Annotated in this window: 18 protein-coding genes; 3 read left to right on the top strand and 15 right to left on the bottom strand. The window is 70.8% G+C overall.

Annotation, left to right across the window (positions count from 1 at the left end; all coding sequences use genetic code 11):
• Positions 1-300: 300 nt before the first annotated feature.
• Positions 301-1,323: a hypothetical protein gene (locus LC438_RS00740; RefSeq protein ID WP_223585515.1), complete on the top strand. Its 1,023-nt coding sequence runs from the start codon at positions 301-303 to the stop codon at positions 1,321-1,323.
• 113 nt (positions 1,324-1,436) lie between these two features.
• Positions 1,437-2,900, top strand: a complete 1,464-nt coding sequence (locus LC438_RS00735; RefSeq protein ID WP_223585514.1) for a chaplin family protein — start codon at positions 1,437-1,439, stop codon at positions 2,898-2,900.
• A gap of 283 nt (positions 2,901-3,183) precedes the next feature.
• On the opposite strand, the gene rplI is transcribed toward LC438_RS00735, so the two are convergent.
• From rplI to rpsF, 4 genes are read right to left on the bottom strand one after another with little or no spacing between them, the layout of a single operon-like run.
• Positions 3,184-3,636, bottom strand: coding sequence for a 50S ribosomal protein L9 (gene rplI, locus LC438_RS00730; protein ID WP_105676775.1), 453 nt, complete (start codon positions 3,634-3,636; stop codon positions 3,184-3,186).
• An 11-nt stretch (positions 3,637-3,647) separates the two neighbouring features.
• Complete coding sequence (gene rpsR, locus LC438_RS00725) at positions 3,648-3,902, bottom strand: 30S ribosomal protein S18 (protein WP_045257356.1); 255 nt, start codon at positions 3,900-3,902, stop codon at positions 3,648-3,650.
• A gap of 50 nt (positions 3,903-3,952) precedes the next feature.
• A complete protein-coding gene (locus LC438_RS00720) occupies positions 3,953-4,468 on the bottom strand; it encodes a single-stranded DNA-binding protein (RefSeq protein ID WP_105676774.1) in 516 nt (171 codons plus the stop codon).
• A gap of 5 nt (positions 4,469-4,473) precedes the next feature.
• Positions 4,474-4,842 carry a 30S ribosomal protein S6 gene (gene rpsF / locus LC438_RS00715; protein ID WP_105676772.1) on the bottom strand — a complete coding sequence of 123 codons (369 nt, stop codon included), beginning with the start codon at positions 4,840-4,842 and terminating at the stop codon, positions 4,474-4,476.
• A gap of 223 nt (positions 4,843-5,065) precedes the next feature.
• Here rpsF and LC438_RS00710 point away from each other — a divergent pair, with 223 nt between their 5' ends.
• Entirely contained in the window at positions 5,066-5,770 is a 705-nt protein-coding gene (locus tag LC438_RS00710) for a hypothetical protein (RefSeq protein WP_105676798.1), read from the top strand.
• Between the two features lie 252 nt (positions 5,771-6,022).
• Here the strand turns inward: LC438_RS00710 and LC438_RS00705 are convergent, their stop codons facing one another.
• The 11 genes from LC438_RS00705 to LC438_RS00655 form a co-directional block, all read right to left on the bottom strand.
• Positions 6,023-7,036: a ribokinase gene (locus tag LC438_RS00705; RefSeq protein ID WP_223585513.1), complete on the bottom strand. Its 1,014-nt coding sequence runs from the start codon at positions 7,034-7,036 to the stop codon at positions 6,023-6,025.
• Between the two features lie 4 nt (positions 7,037-7,040).
• Positions 7,041-8,036: an ADP-ribosylglycohydrolase family protein gene (locus tag LC438_RS00700; RefSeq protein WP_223585512.1), complete on the bottom strand. Its 996-nt coding sequence runs from the start codon at positions 8,034-8,036 to the stop codon at positions 7,041-7,043.
• Positions 8,033-9,028 (bottom strand): ADP-ribosylglycohydrolase family protein, encoded by a 996-nt coding sequence (locus tag LC438_RS00695; protein WP_223585511.1) that lies wholly within the window; start codon positions 9,026-9,028, stop codon positions 8,033-8,035. The genes LC438_RS00700 and LC438_RS00695 overlap by 4 nt, the downstream gene beginning before the upstream one ends.
• Before the next feature lie 26 nt (positions 9,029-9,054).
• Positions 9,055-10,401, bottom strand: coding sequence for an ADP-ribosylglycohydrolase family protein (locus LC438_RS00690; protein WP_223585510.1), 1,347 nt, complete (start codon positions 10,399-10,401; stop codon positions 9,055-9,057).
• On the bottom strand, positions 10,398-11,546 hold the full coding sequence (locus LC438_RS00685) for an ADP-ribosylglycohydrolase family protein (protein ID WP_223585509.1): 1,149 nt from the start codon (positions 11,544-11,546) through the stop codon (positions 10,398-10,400). The genes LC438_RS00690 and LC438_RS00685 overlap by 4 nt, the downstream gene beginning before the upstream one ends.
• Before the next feature lie 53 nt (positions 11,547-11,599).
• On the bottom strand, positions 11,600-12,895 hold the full coding sequence (locus LC438_RS00680; protein WP_105676766.1) for an ABC transporter substrate-binding protein: 1,296 nt from the start codon (positions 12,893-12,895) through the stop codon (positions 11,600-11,602).
• Between the two features lie 50 nt (positions 12,896-12,945).
• Positions 12,946-13,854, bottom strand: coding sequence for a carbohydrate ABC transporter permease (locus tag LC438_RS00675; protein ID WP_223585508.1), 909 nt, complete (start codon positions 13,852-13,854; stop codon positions 12,946-12,948).
• A complete protein-coding gene (locus LC438_RS00670; protein ID WP_105676765.1) occupies positions 13,851-14,792 on the bottom strand; it encodes a carbohydrate ABC transporter permease in 942 nt (313 codons plus the stop codon). Before LC438_RS00670 ends, LC438_RS00675 begins: the two co-directional genes overlap by 4 nt.
• Positions 14,789-15,811 carry a LacI family DNA-binding transcriptional regulator gene (locus LC438_RS00665; protein ID WP_219844634.1) on the bottom strand — a complete coding sequence of 341 codons (1,023 nt, stop codon included), beginning with the start codon at positions 15,809-15,811 and terminating at the stop codon, positions 14,789-14,791. Before LC438_RS00665 ends, LC438_RS00670 begins: the two co-directional genes overlap by 4 nt.
• A 259-nt stretch (positions 15,812-16,070) precedes the next feature.
• Complete coding sequence (locus LC438_RS00660; protein ID WP_223585507.1) at positions 16,071-16,922, bottom strand: CoA ester lyase; 852 nt, start codon at positions 16,920-16,922, stop codon at positions 16,071-16,073.
• Positions 16,922-18,139, bottom strand: coding sequence for a CaiB/BaiF CoA-transferase family protein (locus LC438_RS00655; RefSeq protein ID WP_223585506.1), 1,218 nt, complete (start codon positions 18,137-18,139; stop codon positions 16,922-16,924). The genes LC438_RS00660 and LC438_RS00655 overlap by 1 nt, the downstream gene beginning before the upstream one ends.
• Positions 18,140-18,195: the final 56 nt, after the last annotated feature.

The raw sequence follows: 18,195 nt of genomic DNA, 5'->3' as shown, positions 1-18,195 counted from the left end.
AACCCGGTGGAGTACCGAGATTCCCTCTCTAGTTTTTGACCTTGACCTGGGATTCCCAGTTTCCCCACCCTGTGGATGAGAATCGGGTTCAAGCGGGCATTGAAGGTTGAGGTCACAGAGCTTCACATGTGCAGAACCTGGGGAAAGTCAAGCCAGACCGCGGTTCGGGCGCGTCGCAGGATGCCGGGCCCCGGCAGTGCACCGGAATGCCGGTGGACACGTGGGCGGAGCGGGTGTATCGTCAGCGCATCGACGCAACCGCGTCGACGGTGCGTTTGCCTTCAGAGGGGGAGGTGGAACGTGGACGCTCGGGCCACCCGACGCGGCATACCAGCCGGCGTCATCTGGGCTGGATTCGGTGTGCTCGCGTGGGCCGCCCTCACGATCCTCACCGGTGGCAGCGCAGCCCACGCCGACGAGCAGGACGGGGGTCCGCTCGACGGACTCACCGGACTCGTCAGCAACACGGTGAGCACCGTGACCGCCCCGGTCGCTCCCGTCGTCACGCAGGTCGTGGCCCCCGTCGTCACCGCCGTCGTCGCCCCCGTGCAGCAGGCGGTCCCCGCGGTGGTCAGCACCGTGACGCAGACCGTCGCTCAGGTCCCGGTCGTCGGCCCCGTCGCCGCACCGGTCGTCACGACGGTCACCGATACCGCGCAGGCGGTCGTCGCCCCCGTCACCGGCGTTCTCACGGGCGCTCCGGTCTCCACGATCACGAAGCCGATCGTGGATGCCGTGACCGGCCTTCCGATCGTCGGCGACCTGGTCGACGACCTCGGCGTGCCCCAGGTCGTGGATGACGTCGCGGGTGTCGTCGACGACACGACCGGACTCGTCGGCGGGATCGTCGAGGGGACGATCCCGCCGGTCCTCGAGGCTCTCGAGCCGCAGACCCCCGTGGTCCCCGGCGAACCCGGTGCCCCGGGAACCCCCGGCAGCACGGACGCCGGTGCGTCCGCCCAGCCCGGTGAGTCCGCGGCATCCGTCGACGCCGCCCTCGCCACGGCGACCGGCATCTCTCCCGCGTCCGCACAGGACCGCGGAGGCCTCCGCGGCATCCCTGGCGTCCCTTCGTCGGCCGGCGCCCCCGCAGGCCCGCAGAACGGCGCCCCGTCGCCATCGAACGACCCGGCATCCGCGCCACCCGGCGCGCCGGTCTCCCCGTCTTCCTCCGCCGGCTCCGGCGGAGGCTCAGCGGCTGCCGCCGCTCGCATCAGCGACGACGGCATCCCCCTGCTCCGTGCTGTGGAGCAGGATTCCGGCGCACCCGACGACGCTCTGCCGGCGTCTCCGGTCGCCGACACCGACGTCTCCCCTGACTGACGCCGTGTCGAGCCGCCCTCCCCTGTGAGGACGGCAGATGACGTGCTGCGCGCGCACCCCAAATCCCGCGCGCATCCCATCTTTCGACACCCAGCTCAGTCAGGAGCTCAATCATGCGCACATTCATGAAGCGCGCCCTCTGGGGCACGCTGATCGCCGGCGGGATCACCCTGCTCGGCGCCTCGGTCGCCAACGCGGCCGAGACAGACGGAGACGACGGCATCCTCTCCGGCACCCAGGTGGTCGCGCCGATCTCGGCCCCGATCACGGTCGCGGGCAACGCGATCTCCCTCCTCGGTTCCTCCTCCACCCAGGCACCCGCCCCTGCGGCCCCTGCGCCAGCCCCCGCCCCTGCGGCGGAGACGAGCGGCGCATCCGGCGCAGCCTCAGGCAGCCAGGCAGTGGTCACCGTGAACCTCCCAGTCACCGTGCAGAACAACGCCGTCAGCGTTCTCGGCACGTCCTCGACCAGCACCCCGGCCGCAGTTCCCCAGACAGGGGCTCCCCAGGCCCCGCCGACGGCCGGGGTGCCGTCCGTCCAGACCAGTGGCGACGACGGCGTGCTCTCGGGCACGCAAGCGCTGCTCCAGGTCAACGCCCCGATCACCGTGTCGGGCAACGCCATCTCGGTGCTCGGCACCAGCGGCGTCACGGGTCCCTCCGCCGCAGCACCGGCGCCGGCCCCCGCAGCACCGGCCACGGCATCCACCAACGGCTCCGACGGGCTCGGCAGCGGCACACAAGCAGTGGCACCCGTCACCGCTCCCGTGTCGGTGCTCGGCAACGCGGTGTCCGTGCTCGGCACGAGCTCGGTCACGGGCGCACCGGCCTCCGCGCCGGCGGCATCCGCACCGGCCGTCGCTGCCGGCACCTCCGGCAACGAGTCGATCCTGGGCGGCAGCCAGGTCGTCGCCCCCGTGACCGCACCGGTGTCGGTGCTCGGCAACGCCATCTCGGCCCTCGGCACCAGCCGAGTCACCGGGACCCCCGGCGCCCCCGCACCCGTCACTTCCACCGCGGGCAGCGGCCCCACCACCGGTGGCAGCGAGTCGATCGCCGGCGGTAGCCAGGTCGTCGCCCCGGTGACCGCACCGGTGTCGGTGCTCGGCAACGCCATCTCGGCCCTCGGCACCAGCCGAGTCACCGGGACCCCCGGCGCTCCCGCACCCGCCACCTCACCGGTCCTCGGCGGGGTTCTGACCACCGGAGCGGGGTCGATCCTCGGCGGGACACAGCTCGCGCTGCCGATCAGTCTCCCGATCACGATCGGCGGCAACGCCATCGCCGTGATCGGCGAGAGCACGGTGACCACCCCGGGCACGACCCCCGGAACGAACCCGGGAACGAACCCCGGGACGAACCCCGGCACCAACCCCGGAACGAACCCGGGCACCAACCCCGGCACCACTCCGGCCACGAGCCCCGCGACGAGCGGGCACGGAGCCGCCGCGACCGCGACGGGCGCTGACGCGCTCGCCACCACCGGAGGGTCCCCAGCGCTCGGGCTCGCCGCGGTCGCCGCTCTCCTGCTCCTCCTCGGCGCTGGACTCTCACGCCGTCGTCTCGCGACGGCGTGACCATACCCCCGGCGGAGCGGTCATCCTCGGGGGAGGAGATGCCGCTCGCGTCGGGAGCGTGGGTGCGCCGACGAGAGCCTTCGGGATAGGAGCCCCTCACTCGCCCGCAGCCTGCGGCGCCCCACGCGATACAGCGGATGCCCCGTGGCCCTCACCACGGGGCATCCGCCATGCCCTCAGGACGGATGCCGACGGCATCCGTCACCCGCCGTCGCGCGGCTTCCCCGGTACGCAGAACGCCCCCTGTCCCGGAGGACAGGGGGCGTTCGACAGACGTCGCGCCTTACTTGGCGGCGACGACCTGCAGCGTGATGACAGCGGTCACGTCGTCGTGCAGACGAACCGTGGCCTCGTGCTCACCGGTCGACTTGATGGTCGACGTGATGTGCACCTTGCGCTTGTCGATCGAACCGAGACCGGCAGCCGCGACAGCGTCTGCGACATCGGCGGTCTTGACCGAACCGAAGAGGCGACCCTCGGCGCCCGCCTTGACGGCGAGACGGACCTTGGTGCCCTCGAGGGAGTTCTTCAGGGCCACGGCCTCGTCGCGGTCGTGGATCGCGCGAGCCTGACGAGCAGCCTGGATCGAAGCGACCTGCTTTTCGCCACCGCGGGTCCACGCCGTAGCGAAGCCCTGGGGGATGAGGTAGTTGCGGGCGTACCCGTTCTTGACCTCGACCACGTCACCGGCGCTTCCGAGCCCGGCGACCTCGTTCGTGAGAATCAGCTTTGCCATATCCGTACCCCTTAGCGGCCAGCGCCGGCGTAGGGCAGGAGAGCCATCTCGCGAGCGTTCTTGATCGCGCGAGCGATCAGACGCTGCTCCTGCACGGAGACACCGGTGATACGACGGGCGCGGATCTTTCCACGCTCCGAGATGAACTTGCGAAGCGTGGCGACGTCCTTGTAGTCAATGACGCCGACCCGGATCGACTTCGCGGGAGCGGTGGGCTTGCCACCCTTCCGCGGCTTGCGGCGGTCGCCGCTCGACTTTCCAGCCATAGTTTTTCCTTAGTTATGAGACGGATGCCGAAACATCCGGAGATCCTTGATCAGAACGGGGTGTCGTCGCCGAAGCTGCCCGGGGTGCTCCACGCATCTGCGCTGGTCGACGAGCCGGGCGTTGACCACGGCTCCTCCGACACCTGCTGCGCGGGGCGGGACTGCCCGCCACCCTGACCGCCACCCTGGCCGCCGCCGTTCGACGCCGCACGGGTGACCTGCGCAGTCGCGTAACGGAGCGAGGGGCCGATCTCGTCGACCTCCAGCTCGATCGCGGTGCGCTGGTTGCCCTCGCGGTCCTGGTAGGAGCGCTGACGCAGACGGCCGGTCGCGATGACCCGCATGCCCTTGGTCAGAGAACCCGCCACGTGCTCGGCGAACTCACGCCACACGGACGCGCGGAGGAACAGCGCTTCGCCGTCCTTCCACTCGTTCGCGGCGCGGTCGAAGTTCCGAGGCGTCGATGCGATGGTGAAGTTCGCCACCGGCAGTCCGTTCTGCGTGTACCGCAGCTCGGGGTCGGCCGTGAGGTTGCCCACCACGGTGATGACTGTTTCGCCGGCCATGAGACTTAGGCCTTCGCAGCCTTGGCCGCCTTGCGAGCAGCCTTCTCCTCGGTGAGCTTCGCCTCGGAAGCGATCATCGCCTGAGCTTCCTCGGCACGCAGCACCTTGGTGCGCATGATCGACTCGTTCAGCTTGAGCTGACGGTCGAGCTCCTGCGTGGCCTCGCTGGTAGCGGTGAAGTTGACGACGGCGTAGATGCCTTCGTTCTTCTTCTGGATCTCGTAAGCGAGACGGCGCTTGCCCCAGATGTCGACCTTTTCAATCGAGCCACCATCGTTGGTGATGACCTTCAGGAACTTGTCGAGCGTCGGGGCGACCGTGCGCTCATCGATCTCGGGGGTCAGAATGACCATGAGTTCGTACTGGTGCGTCACTTACCCACCTCCTTCGGACTAGAACGGCTTCCGGGACTTTCCCGGAAGCAGGAGGGTGTGTAGCACGTCGACCGCCCGTGCATCCGAATGGATGCCTGAGGGCAGACAACCTGCACAGTCTACCTGATGCGGCTCGGAGTCGCGTCCACAGCCCTTCCGGGCGACTTGGCATGCTGGATGCGTGCCGGTGAACGCCACCGGCCGCGACCAGAGGGGGGACGCCATGCGCGTCAACAAGTGGGGGGTCGGCGTGGTTCTCGCCGCCGCCGTCATGCTCACCGGATGCTCCGCAGGGGCCACGGACAAGCCCGCCGACGCGAAGCCGTCGGCGAGCGCCTCGCAGGAGGCTGAGGCGCCGACGACCGGCTGCCCCGAGCTCACGGAGGGCGCGAAGATCGACGGCGCCGCGCTCGGCGGCTGCATCGCCGACGCCACCTCGTCCATCGCGGGGTACGCCGCCACCTCGACGGTCATGGGCATGGAGACCACCGGCAGGTACAACCCCTCGGAGAAGGCGCTCGAGTCGACCACGCCGATGGGTTCGGTCATCGTGATCGGCTCCGACGCCTGGGTGAAGTCGGCGACCGGCGCCTGGCAGGTCGCGGACTCCACGTCCAGCGACCCGATCATCGCCGGACTCAGCATGGGCGCGACGGCCGCCGCCGCATCGAGCCCCACCGCCATCGCCACGCTCCTCGCGGGCGACTTCACCGTCACGGGCACGGGCGAGCGCCTGGGTCAGAAGGTGTTCCTCGTCTCCGGGACGATCGAGACGCAGGGCGTCGCCTCGTCGATCGTGCTGGAGCTCACGAAGGACTTCGCCCCGCTGGCGACCACCGGCACCGCCGACGTCAGCGGCCAGTCGATCGAGTCGGTCACCGTCGTCACCGAGTGGGACGTGAAGCAGGACATCGTCGCGCCGCTCTGAGCGGATGCCGACAGCGAAGGGCCGGGGCGCACGCTCCGGCCCTTCGTGCGTCTCGGGCCGGGTGCGGCTCGGGCCTGGGGCGACGGCGGCGGCGTCTCGGGCCGCGTGCGACGGCAGTATCGTCCGGGGCCGCGTGCGGCGGCGGCATCGGTTCACAACTCCTCAAAATCCGGGCCGATCCGGGCCGATCCGGGCCCCAGCGAGCAGGAATCGCGCGATTCTTGAGGAGTTGTGAACGCCGCGCCGGGCGCATCAGGCGCGGGTCGCGAGCAGTTCCGTGATCTCGTCGAGGCGGGGAGCGGATGCCGCGGCCCCGGGCCGCTGCACGCACAGGGCCGCGGCGGCCGAGGCGAACGGCACAGCCGCTGCGAGGGCGTCTCCTGCCGCGAGGCGGGAGGCGAGCGCCCCGCAGAACGTGTCGCCCGCGGCGGTCGTGTCGACGGCGGTGACCGAGAACGCGGGGATCCGCGTCTCCTCGCCCGCGGAGAGGACGAGCGCGCCAGCCGCTCCGAGTGTCACGACGACGGTCCCGACCCGTGCGGCGAGGAAGCGTGCGGCATCGGCGACCGCATCATCAGTCACCCCTACTACCGGCGCCCCCGCGTCATCAGTCACCCCTACGACCGGCGCCCCCGCGGCATCCGCGGCCCCGCCGACCGGCGCGCCCGCGAGATCGAGGCACTCGTGCTGGTTCACGATCAGCACATCCACGAGCGCCAGCTGATCTTCTGAGAGTGGCCTGCTGGGCGCGGCGTTGAGAACGGTCGTCGCCCCGCGCTCCTTCGCCGAGCGGAACGCCGACAGCACGGCGTCGAGCGGCACCTCCAGCTGCGCGAGGACGAGGTCGCCCGAGCCCGCCGACGCGAGAGCGGATGCCGCCTCCGCGGTGATCGCGGCGCCGTCGCCGTTGGCCCCGGCGACGACCACGATCGCGTTCTCGCCGTCGTCGGCGACCATGACGAACGCCGTGCCCGTTGGTCGCTCGGAGACGCCGAGTCCCGCGCGCACCCCCTCGTCGATGAGAACGCCGCGGAGTCGCTCACCGGCCTCGTCGTCGCCCACGGCTCCGACGAACGTGGTCGAGGCTCCAGAGCGGGCGGCGGCGACCGCCTGGTTCAGCCCCTTGCCGCCGGGGCCGCTCGCCGCCCCGGTGGCGAGGATCGTCTCCCCAGGGGCGGGGATCCGCGGCATCGACACCGACGTGTCGTGGTTGGCGCTGCCGAGCACGATCACTCCCACGTCGGCGCCCCCGATCCTCTCGAGCACAGCGTCATCGCGCGATGGCCTCCGCGACGGTGAGCCCCGCCAGGTCGGGGATCCCCAGACCCGTGAGCCGGATGTCGTCGGCATCGAGCCCCGCGGGGATCCACTCCTCGCCGAACAGCACGGCCGCCGCCGCTCCCGCCAGTGCTGGGAGCGATGCGGCGTTGCGCGGCTGTGCGAGCGCGCCGAGCAGGAGGTCGTCGGCATCGGTCGCGGTCGCGACGTGGGCGAGCAGGAAGCCGAAGGTCTCCGGCGCCGCGATCGGGTAGCTGTAGACCCAGTCGCCGACCCCGGTGCTCAGGCGTCGCGCCCGATCGAGGGGACCGTTCGCCTCCCCCGCGACGCGCAGCGACGTCTCGGCCATGCGCCGGCTCCAGGTGTCCGCGGGCAGCTCCGCAACCGCGAGGGCGACGGCATCCGCTGCCGTGGCCCCGTCGAGCAGCGACTCGAACAGGACGGCGGAGGCGCGAGCGCACCAGACGCCGTCGAGCGAGTGCGTGATGGCGGCATCCGCCTCCGCCGCGTCGACCGCACCGTTCCCGCGGTGCACGGCGACCGCGGCGAGCGCGCGCACGGTGGCGATGTCGTCGAAGTAGTGCGCGTTGTCGTGCCCGGACTGCGGAGGAACGGCTCCGTGGCGGAGGTTCTGCAGCGCGAGCTTCGTGCCGATGCGAGCGCGGAACCCGGAGGCGGGGTCCTCCTCGATCTCGGCGAGATGCCGCCACTCGGTGAGGCCGAGACCCCTGGCGTGCTGACGGGCGGAGAACGCGAACCACTCGATGTTCTCACCCGCGCCGGGGTGCAGCGTGGTCGGAGGGGCGGCGTGGGTGAACGGACGGGGCACGGTGGTGGTGCGATCCTCGTCACCCAGCTTCGCCAGGATCCGCACGCGGTTCACGCGCTTGGGGGGAAGGGCGTAGACGCGGAAGTCCGCGTTCATGGAGGACGCCGACTCCCCGGCGACGATGCCCCGGGTGAACAGGTCGATCAGGGGGGTGGTCATGCGCGCGCCTCCTCGACGATGCGGGTCAGGGTGTCGGCGGCATCCAGCGGATGGATCCCCGCCATCGAGCGGATGCACGAACCGGCGACAGGGCGGAGCCCCGCCACCCACTCGTCGGGCAGATCGCCGATCCCGGAGATCGCCCCGCCGATGCAGCCGGCGATGGCCGCGGTCGTGTCGGCGTCGCGGCCCATGTTGACCGCGAAGAGGATGCTGTCGGCTGCGCGCCCCCTGGCGTGCAGGACCGATGCCATCGCCAGGCCGACGGCCTCCGGGGCGAGGTCGGCCCAGAAGTAGTCGACCACGGCGAGGCGGTCGTGGAGGGCGAGGGCCAGCGCGTCGTCGTCGAGACCGGAGTTCACGAGGTCACGCGCGTCTCGGAGGTTGCGGGCCGTCCAGCTGTCGGCGGGGATCGCGGCGAGGCCGGCCTCGTAGCAGGCGGCAGCGTCGGCCCCCGTGAGCGCGGTGGTCACGGCGACGGCGACGACCACTCCCGCCCAGATGCCCTCGGTGGTGTGGCTCACGGCGCCGTCCGCTTCGGCGAGGCGCTGCGCGAGCGCGGCATCCCCGTCGGCGACGATGCCGAGCGGGCTGACCCGCATCGCGAGTCCGTCGCTCCAGCCGTGCATGGTGTCGCCGCTGAGCGGAGGCCGGATGCCGCGGCGCAGGTTGTCGATCGCCGCCATCTCGCTGAAACCGCCGCCCTTGAAGTCGTCGGCCTGCGGGAGCACGTCGTCGATCCAGGTCTGCGCGAAGTCGTCGGCTGTCGCCGTGACGCCCACGCGCTGGATGGTCTTGGCCGTGAGGAGGGCGTACTCGGTGTCGTCGCTGCCGGCGGGCTCCGGGTCGAGGTAGCCGGTCACACGTCCGTGGGCGGCCTGGATCTCCGCGGCGGAGAAGCCTTCGACCGGTCGCCCGATCGCATCGCCGATGGCGAGCCCGGCGAGCGAACCGCGCGCGCGGTCCTGCAGGGTGGGCGTGGGAGGGGTCATGACTGTCCTTGTCTCTTGGGGGGTGCTCAGCGCGCGGGGATCAGCGCTGCGGTGCGGCGGGCGAGGTCGTCGATCGCGACCCCGTCGAGCCCGGGGAGGCTCGTCGCGATGCGGTTGCGGAGAGGATCGATGAGGCGGCGGGGAAGGCGGGCGGATCCGGCGAGACCGCCGAGGACCGATCCGACGGTGGCCCCCGCCGAGTCGGTGTCCCATCCGGTGACGACCGCGAGCGGCACGCCCCGTGCGATGTCGCCGCCGCTGCGGGCGAGGGCGAAGGCGATCGTGGCGGCGTTGTTGATCGTGTGCACCCAGTGCAGGTGTCCGTAGGCGGCGTGCAGGGCGTCGATCGCGGCGGCGTCGTCGAGCTCCGACCGGCCGAGGTCGGCACCGTGCGCGATGGCCTCCGCGAGGTCGGAGCCTGCAGGCACGACGGTCGCCGCCAGGTCGAGGACCTCGTCGACCGAGGAGACGACGAGGGATGCCGACGTGAGCGCCGCCGCCCACATCGCCCCCCACAGACCGTTGCGCGTGTGGCTGAGCCGGGCGTCGGTCCAGGCCATGCGCGCCGCCTCGGCGAGGTCGCCCGGGTTGATCCAGCCGTACACGTCGGTGCGGATGAGCGCGCCGATCCACTCGCGGAACGGGTTGCGCCCGCGCGCGGCCTCGTCGGGGCGGTAGCCGTCGAGCAGGTTGCGGTACGCGATCCGCTCGGCGGTGAAGGTGCGTCCGGCGGGGAGGTCGGCCAGCCACGCCTGCGCGGTGTCGTCTGTCGTGAACCCCCGGCCGGCGGTCTCCAGAACCCGGAGGTTGAGGAGCGGGTAGTTGAGGTCGTCGTCCTCCGGCATCCCGTCGATGTTCTCGACCAGGGAGTTGACGGCGGAGCGGCGGTTCCACGGCCAGCGGGCTGCGACCTCGTCCGGCAGGCCCTGTGCGGTGAAGTAGTCGACGAGGGGCCACCGTCCGGTGGAGCGCAGGATCTCCTCGATGCCCTGGCGCGGGATCTTCTCGACGGGCTTGCCCCACAAACACCCCGCCGATCTGCCCGCCCACGCCCCGTGGATCCTGTCGAGGAGCACGGCGGCGTCGGGCGCCGGGATGGGCGCGGGGATGCCGTCGAGCTGCGCACGCAGCTCCGGCCAGGCGCTCGGCTCCGGCGCCACGAGGGCGTCGAGCTCCACGAGCAGCTCGCGGGCGAGCGCGCGCAGCTCATCGGATGCCGCGTCGGGGGTCGCCCCTCCCCTGACCGGGTCGAGCGCGCCGCCCGCCGCGCGCCAGCGCTCGGCGATCGCGTCGACCGCCGAGCCCTCGGCGCGCGCCTGCACCAGCTCGTGCGGCACGAGGTCTTCGGGCTGAGCCCAGGTCAGGCGCATCATGCCGCCCGCAGTGCCGCGACGCGGCGGACATCGGCCTCGGCGCGAGCGACGTCCCTCTCCATGATCTCCACCGCGACGTCCGACAGCAGGGTCGCGTACTCGTCGAAGTCGACCCGGCTGGCCGTCGCGATCGTGTCGAGCATGTCGGCCGGGATGACGGCGTTCCCTCCGATGCCGGCCGCGACGCTCCCCGCCATCGAGGCGATCGAGTCGGAGTCGCGACCGTAGTTGACCGCCCCGAGCACCGTGGGGAGGAAGTCCCCGTCGTAGGCGACGAGGAAGCCCAGGGCGACGGGAAGCTCCTCGATCGACTTCGTGCGGGAGGGCACTCTGGCGTCCATGAGCGGTTCACGGTACGCGTCGCCCACCGTGTCGAAGGGGCGGATCGCGTCGCGGAGCGCGGCGCCGATCTCGTCATCCGTGGCGTCGGCGGAGAGCGAGCGTGCAGCATCCACCACGGCGCGGATCGCCGCCGCCGTGCCGTCGTGCGCCACGTCGAGTGCGGCGTCGATCACCGAGTCGACGGTCGCGCCCACCGCGACGGATGCCGCGACCGCCGCCGCGAAGACCCCCGCGGCCTCGCGGCCGTAGCTGGACTGGTGGGCGCCGGCGATGTCGATCGCCTCGGCGTACGCGGCCCGCGGGTTGCCGGCGTTGACGACGCCGACCGGAGCCATGTACATCGCGGCCCCGCAGTTGACGACGTTGCCGACGCCGGCCTCGCGCGGATCCACATGGCCGTACTGCAGACGGGTGACGAGCCACTTCTCGGCGAGGAAGATGCGCTGCAGCAGGATCGACTCCCGCTCCAGCTCGGGGATCCAGCGGATCTCGGTCTGCAGCAGCGGCACCAGCAGCTCCGCCACGGCGAACGCGTCGATGTGGTCGCGGCGCTCCGCGTACACGCGGATCAGCGCCTGCGTCATGAGGGTGTCGTCCGTGATGTGCCCGTCGCCCTTGTGGTACGGGCTCACCGGCCGGGCGGTCTGCCAGTCCAGGTGGTACGGCGGGACGATCCCGTCGATCCGCCCTCCGTAGCGCTCCTTGATCTTCTCGGGGCTGAAGCCCTCGGCTGCTCCTCCCAGCGCGTCTCCGATCGCCGACCCTGCGAGAACCGCCGCCGTGCGTTCCTGAATCCAGCTCATGCCATTCCTCTCATAGGAGCGGGGCGGATGCCCGGCATCCGCCCCGCTCGTCGTCAACCGTTGACCTGTGCCCAGCCGGCGTCGAGCTCGGACGCCAGGCCCTTGTCGTCGATCTCGCCGCCGAGGAACTTCTGGAACGCGGGGGTCGCGACCGTGTCCTTCCAGCGGACGAAGCCGTTCGCCTGCAGGAACACCGGCCCCTGCAGACCCTCCGCCGACTTCACGATCTCGGGCCAGCCGTTCTGATCGGCCGTCTGCGTCGCGAGCGCCTCGCGCGCCGACACCGTGGTCGGGATGAGTCCGTCGGCGACGTTCATCTTCACGAGGTTGTCGGTCTCCATGAAGTAGTCGAGGAACTTCGCGGCCTGCTTCTGGTGCGGCGAGTCGATGTTGATCGAGAGCGTCTGCGGGTTGGCCGCCTGGACGGCCCCCTCGGAGCCGGCGAGCGGGGGCAGCACGATCCAGTCCATGTCGGCCGGAGCATCCGTGGCGATGTTGGCGACCTGGTACGACCCCTGCACGGTCATCGCCGCCTTGCCGGCGTAGAACGTGGCGAGCACGTCGGAGCCCGACTGGGTGACGCCGATCGGGTCGACGGAGCCGGCCTCGATCATGTCGCGCACGCGGTTCGGGACCTCGAGGTCGGCGTCCTTGACGGCGACCTTCATGTCCTCCCCCTTGCCGGTGAAGTACTCCGAGCCGAAGCCCATGCCGAGGCTCATGAACGCGGCCGTCGGGCTCTTCAGGCCCCACGTGATGCCGTGCACGTCGCCCGACGTGGTGGCCGCGGCGATGTCGGCCAGCTCGTCCCACGACATCGAGTCGCCGGTCGGGATCTCGACGCCCGCCGCCTCGAGCAGCTTCTTGTTGGCGAACACGACGTAGGTCTGCAGCTCCGTGGGGGCGCCGATGATCTGGTCGTCGACCGTGACCGACTCCAGCACGCCGGGGTCGATGTCGTCGATGGTCTTCTTGCTCAGCAGATCGCTCAGGTCGGCGACGTAGCCGTCTCGGGCGAAGGGCACGATGCCGAGGACCTCGTAGTGGATGATGTCGGGGGCGACGCCGCCGGCGAACTGCGTGGTCAGCTTGTCGTCGAGGCTGTCGGTCGGGGCCTGCACGATCTCGACCTGGATGTCGGGGTTGTCCTCGTTCCAGGCGTCGACGATCTCCTTCGTCGCCTGGATCGCGGCGGGCTGGTCGGAGAACGACTGGAACGTGATCGAGACCGGCTTGCCGTCGCCGGAGTCGTCGGGCGTCTCCCCTCCGCCCTGGGAGCACGACGCCAGGGTCAGGGCCGTGACGGCCGCTGCGGCGAGCGCGATGGATGCGCGATGAAGCTTCTTCACTTCATACCTCTTTCTCTGTGTGTTCGGGAACTGCGTGGAGACTGCGGGTTCTAGCCCTTGACCGCGCCGGACAGCAGACCGGTGGCCAGGCGCTTCTGGAGCAGGGTGAAGAACACGATGCTGGGGATGCTGGAGAGCAGGGCGCCGGCAGCGAGGGGTCCGACCGCGACCTTGCCCTCACCGCCGACGAACGTGGACAGCGCGATCGGCAGCGTGTAGTTCTCGGGCGACTGCAGGAGCACCAGCGCGAAGAAGAACTCGTTGTACGCCGACACGAAGCTGAACATCGCCGTCGCGACGAGCCCCGGCATGAGCAGCGGGAAGACGACCCGCTGGAGGGTGCGGAGCTTGTTGGCGCCGTCGATCGCGGCAGCCTCCTCGACGTCGTAGGGGATCGCCGCCACGTAGCCCTGCAGCATCCACAGCGAGAAGGGCAGCGTGTAGACGGAGTACACCGCGACGAGACCGAGCAGCGAGTCGACCAGGCCGACCGACCGCAGGATGAAGAACAGCGGGATGACGATGAGGATGACCGGGAAGATCTGGCTCACCAGGATGTATCCGACGCCGATCGAGCGGAGCTTGCCCTGGTACCTGGCCATCACGTAGGCGCCGGGTATCGAGAGCAGGGTCACGATGATCGTCGTCGCGACCGCCACCAGGAGGCTGTTGCCCGCCGCACGGACGAGCCCCTGGCGTTCGAGCGCCACCATGAAGTTGTCGATCGTCGGCTGCAGCGGGAACAGGTTCACGGCGAGGGAGTTGATCTCCGCCGAGGACTTGAACGCGGTCGAGATCAGCCACAGCAGCGGGAAGCCGAGGAAGACGAGGAATCCGGCGAGCGCGAGGTACTGCAGGATCCGCACGAGCGGCTTCTTCGCGCGCCGGTCGGCGCGACGACGCTGCGTCTTCGTCGCGTTCTGGGTGACCATGCTCCTGGTCGCGGTCGTGTCGCTCATCGTGCGCTCCTCTCAGGACGGAACTGGCGCCACAGGGCGATCACCAGGATCACGATGAGGAAGAGGACGATCACGTCGCCCATCGCCGCGGCCCCACCGGTGTTGCGGGTCTTGAACGCCTCGAGGTAGGTGAACAGCATCGGCAGCATTGTTCGGCCGCCGGGGCCGCCCTCGGTCATCACGTAGACGATGCCGAAGGAGTTGAAGTTCCAGATGAAGCTCAGGCTGGCGATCGAGAAGATCACGGGGCGCAGAGCGGGGAGCGTGACGTTGACGAACCGCCGCCAGGTGCCGGCGCCGTCCACCGCCGCGGCCTCGAGCAGCTCGCTCGGCACCTGCTGCAGACCGGCGAGCAGCACGACCGTGTTCTGCGGCATCCCGACCCAGACCCCCACGAGGATCACGGCGGGGAGGGCGAGGCCGAAGTCGCCGAGCCAGTTGATGTTCGCGGGCCCTCCGAGCGACTCGATGAGCCAGTTCAGCGGACCGTTGGTCGGCGAGTAGATCATCTGCCACATCACCGCCACCACCACGGGCGGCATGGCCCACGGGATCAGCGCCAGCACGCGGGTGATGCCGCGGAAGCGCAGGTCGGTGTTCAGCAGCAGCGCGAGGCACAGCCCGCCGATCAGCTGCAGCGCGGTCACCGTCACGGCCCAGATCATGCCGATGCCGAACGACTGCCAGAACTGCGTGTCGGACCCGAGCTTGATGAAGTTCTCGAAGCCGATGAACTGCGTCTCGTGGTTGCGGGCGAGACGCGAGTCGGTGAAGGCCGTCGCGACGCCGATGACGAGCGGGACGACGCTGAGGGCGAGGATCGGGATCAGCGTGGGGATGACCAGGCCGATCGCCTCGTTGCGCCGCGAGCGGGCCAGTCCGCCTGTGCGCGGAGCGGGCGAGGCGGCGGGCCGCCGGATGCCGGAGTCGACGCTCATGCTGCTTCTCCGATCGTCGACGCCCTGATGACGAGCGTCGCCTCGACGGTCTCCCGCCGCGGCGGGCGGGAGGGATCGGCGAACCTCTCGCTGAGCATCCGCGCCGCGATCCTCCCTCGACGCTCGGACTGCAGCGACACGGAGGTGAGCGGCGGGCTGTAGAGGGCGGCGAGCTCGGTGTCGTCGATGCCGGTGACGGCGAGATCCTCGGGGACGCGCAGCCCGCGGCGCCGGGCGGCGCTGATGGCGCCGATCGCGATGAGGTCGTTCGCGCACACGATCGCGTCGACGGGGATGCCGTCGTCGAGCGTCGCCGCGAGCAGCCGCTCAGCCGCCTCGACGCCCGCCCCCACCGTGAAGTCGGCGGCGGTGATCTGCAGCGCGTCGGCGCGGTGGAGCGCGTGCCGCTCGACGGCGGCGGTGAAGCCCGCGCGACGGGCCGCACCGGGGTTCGTGTTGCCCGGCCCGTTGATGACGGCGATGTGCGTGCGGCCGATCTCGACGAGGTGGTCGACGACCATGCCGACGGCGACCGAGGAGTCGACGAAGACGTTGTCGATGCCGAGGTCGGAGTGCAGGGTGCCGATCACGACGACCGGCACGACCGTGTCGGCGATCGCCTGGCGCAGCGCCGGGGTCACGCGCAGCGGCGAGATGATGAGTCCGTCGCCCGCTCCCATGCTCAGCATCCGGACGAGCTCGACGGTCTGATCAGGGCGCCGGCCGGTGGACGAGACGCTGATGCGGGTGGTCTCCCCCAGCTCGGCCTCGATCGCCCGCAGCATCTGCACGTAGTTCGGGTTGCCGATGTCGTCGACCGCGAACACGACCTGACGGTGACCGCCGAGACGCAGCGATCGCGCGGTGGCGTCGGGCAGGTAGCCGATGCGCTTCGCCGCCGTGCGGACCTTGCGGACCATCTCGGGGCTCGCCGAGCGGCCGGTGAGAGCGCGAGACGCCGAGGCCAGCGAGACGCCGGCCGCGGCCGCGACCTCGTGCAGAGTCGGCTTCGTCCCCATGATGCTCCTCTTCGAGTGGAAACGTTTCCAGCATCCCGATGTGGAAACGTTTCCAAATCGGCGCTGGTCGGGCTCCAGGGAATCTAGGGCTGTCGGATGCCGGTGTCAAGGGGTTCGTCGGCGGGGCATGGGCGTGACCCGACGTCGACATCACGTGCACTCGACGAGTGAACGGCATCCTGACGTCGGCAAGCCGTGCACTCGACGACATCACGTGCACTCGACGCGGGCGCGGAGGCCGCGCTACCCCCGCCTGGCCTCAGCGCGGGAGGTGCAGGATGCGTTCCGCTCGTCCGCGCATCGCGGGGTCGACCATCTCCCCCGAAGCCAGCGTTGCCACGCCACCGGTGGCGAGCGCGGCCAGCACTTCCTCCGCCCAGGCGACATCAGCAACACTCGGGGCGAACACCTCGCCGATCACGGACAACTGGGTCGGATGCACCGCCATCCGCCCGTACAGACCCAGGGTCGCGAGCCGCAGGGTGTCGGCGCGCAGGCCCTCGTGGTCGCGGATCGCCGGATAGACGGAGCCCATGGGAGCGGGCAGCCCTGCGGCACGTGCCGCGAACAGCACCGTGAGTCTGGCGTGATCGAGCACCGGCTGCTCTCCGCCGACCTCGCTGCGCAGGTCGCTCTCGCCGAGCGCCAGCGCGGTGACGGCGGGATGCTCGGCGAGAGCCGCCGCGTTCACCACGCCTCGCGCCGACTCCAGCAGTGCGATCACCGGACGACCGGGGGCGAGCGCGACCGCGCGATCGAGTTCGGCGACACTCTCGACCTTGGGCAGACGGATGCCGACGTGCCGCGGCAGCTCGGCAACAGCACGCAGATCGGCGTCGTCGTGCGGATTCACACGCACCTGGATAGCAATGGACGTTCCGGGATCACCGCGGAGCGCACCGGCCGCAGGCCTGCTGCCGTGCACGCCACCGGCGTTCGTCTTCCGCCCACCGAGATGGTCGACGACCGCGTCCCGAGCCAGAGCCTTGCGATCCGGCGCGACAGCGTCTTCGAGGTCGAAGACGACGAGGTCGGCGCCGCTGGACTCCGCCGAGCCGAAGCGGTCGGGGCGGTCCCCCGGCACGTAAAGACCCGTCCGGTAGAGGTCCATCACACCGCACCCGCCTCGCGCAGCGCCGTGATGTCGGCATCCGAGAAGCCGGCCTCGCCCAGCACCTCGTCGGTGTCGGCGCCGTGCGGACGGCCCGCCCACCGGATCGACCCGGGCGTGCGCGACATCCGGAACAGCACGTTCTGCATCGCGATGTCGCCGAGCTCCTCGTCCGGCACTCTCACGACCGTCCCCAGCGCCCGGTACTGCGGATCGTCGACGACTCCCCTGACGTCGTAGACCGGGGCGACGGCGGCCGATGCCGCCTCGAACGCCGCGACCACCTCGGCGGCGTCGTGCGCGCCGATCCACGACTGCACCGCGTCGTCGAGCTCGTCGGCATGCCGTGCGCGCTCGTGCCCTGAGGTGAACCAGTCCTCGTCGATGAGCTCCGCGCGGCCGACGATCCGCATCACCCTCTCCGCGATCGACTGCGAGCTGGTCGAGACCGCGAGCCAGACGTCGTCGCGCGAGCGGTACACGTTGCGGGGCGCGTTGTTCACCGATCGGTTTCCCGTGCGGGGCTGCACGAGGCCGAGCTGGTCCCACGCCGTGATCTGCCCGCCGAGCAGCATCAGGATCGGCTCGATGATCGCCATGTCGACGACCTGCCCCCGCCCGTCGCGCTCGGCGCCGCGCAGCGCGGCCATGACCGCGTACGACGTCGCCAGGGCCGCGATGCCGTCGGCGAGGCCGAACGGCGGCAGCGTGGGAGGCCCGTCCGGATCTCCGGTGAGGGCGGCGAACCCGCTCATCGCCTCGGCCAGACTCCCGAACCCCGGCCGCGAGGAGTACGGGCCGAACTGGCCGAAGGCCGTGACCCTCGCCAGGACCAGGCGCGGGTTCGCCTCGTGCAGACGCTCGGGCGAGAGCCCCCAGCGCTCCAGCGTCCCCGGCCGGAAGTTCTCGATCATCACGTCGGCGTCGGCGATCAGGCGCAGGAGCACGTCGGCTCCTGCATCCGTGCTCAGGTCGATCGTGACCGTCCGCTTGTTGCGCCCGAGCGTCTTCCACCAGAGGTTGACGCCGTCCTTCTGCGGCCCGTGGCCGCGTGAGGCGTCGGGCCTCGTCGGATGCTCGACCTTGATCACGTCGGCGCCGAAGTCACCGAGGAAGGTCGCCGCCAGCGGCCCCGCGAACAGCGTGGACACGTCGAGGACGCGCACCCCCTGCAGCGGCGGCGGTGGAACAGTTCTCAGATCTTCCTGGTCCGGCACCGAGACATGATAGCCACAGGCCCGGTGGCCGTGTGTCCGTTCGACGAAGCCGATTC

Origin of the sequence: Microbacterium sp. OVT16B, assembly GCF_019969705.1 — a bacterium.
Taxonomy (GTDB): Bacteria; Actinomycetota; Actinomycetes; order Actinomycetales; family Microbacteriaceae; genus Microbacterium; species Microbacterium natoriense.
The sequence above is the reverse complement of the archived record's forward strand: the minus strand, read 5'-3'. Positions and strand labels throughout refer to the sequence as shown.

Coding starts and splice junctions, on each gene's coding strand:
- LC438_RS00735 (WP_223585514.1), top strand. CDS start 1,437: ATGCGCACATTCATGAAGCGCGCCCTCTGGGGCACGCTGATCGCCGGC.
- rplI (WP_105676775.1), bottom strand. CDS start 3,636: ATGGCAAAGCTGATTCTCACGAACGAGGTCGCCGGGCTCGGAAGCGCC.
- rpsR (WP_045257356.1), bottom strand. CDS start 3,902: ATGGCTGGAAAGTCGAGCGGCGACCGCCGCAAGCCGCGGAAGGGTGGC.
- LC438_RS00720 (WP_105676774.1), bottom strand. CDS start 4,468: ATGGCCGGCGAAACAGTCATCACCGTGGTGGGCAACCTCACGGCCGAC.
- LC438_RS00710 (WP_105676798.1), top strand. CDS start 5,066: ATGCGCGTCAACAAGTGGGGGGTCGGCGTGGTTCTCGCCGCCGCCGTC.
- LC438_RS00700 (WP_223585512.1), bottom strand. CDS start 8,036: ATGACCACCCCCCTGATCGACCTGTTCACCCGGGGCATCGTCGCCGGG.
- LC438_RS00695 (WP_223585511.1), bottom strand. CDS start 9,028: ATGACCCCTCCCACGCCCACCCTGCAGGACCGCGCGCGCGGTTCGCTC.
- LC438_RS00690 (WP_223585510.1), bottom strand. CDS start 10,401: ATGATGCGCCTGACCTGGGCTCAGCCCGAAGACCTCGTGCCGCACGAG.
- LC438_RS00685 (WP_223585509.1), bottom strand. CDS start 11,546: ATGAGCTGGATTCAGGAACGCACGGCGGCGGTTCTCGCAGGGTCGGCG.
- LC438_RS00675 (WP_223585508.1), bottom strand. CDS start 13,854: ATGAGCGACACGACCGCGACCAGGAGCATGGTCACCCAGAACGCGACG.
- LC438_RS00670 (WP_105676765.1), bottom strand. CDS start 14,792: ATGAGCGTCGACTCCGGCATCCGGCGGCCCGCCGCCTCGCCCGCTCCG.
- LC438_RS00665 (WP_219844634.1), bottom strand. CDS start 15,811: ATGGGGACGAAGCCGACTCTGCACGAGGTCGCGGCCGCGGCCGGCGTC.
- LC438_RS00660 (WP_223585507.1), bottom strand. CDS start 16,922: ATGGACCTCTACCGGACGGGTCTTTACGTGCCGGGGGACCGCCCCGAC.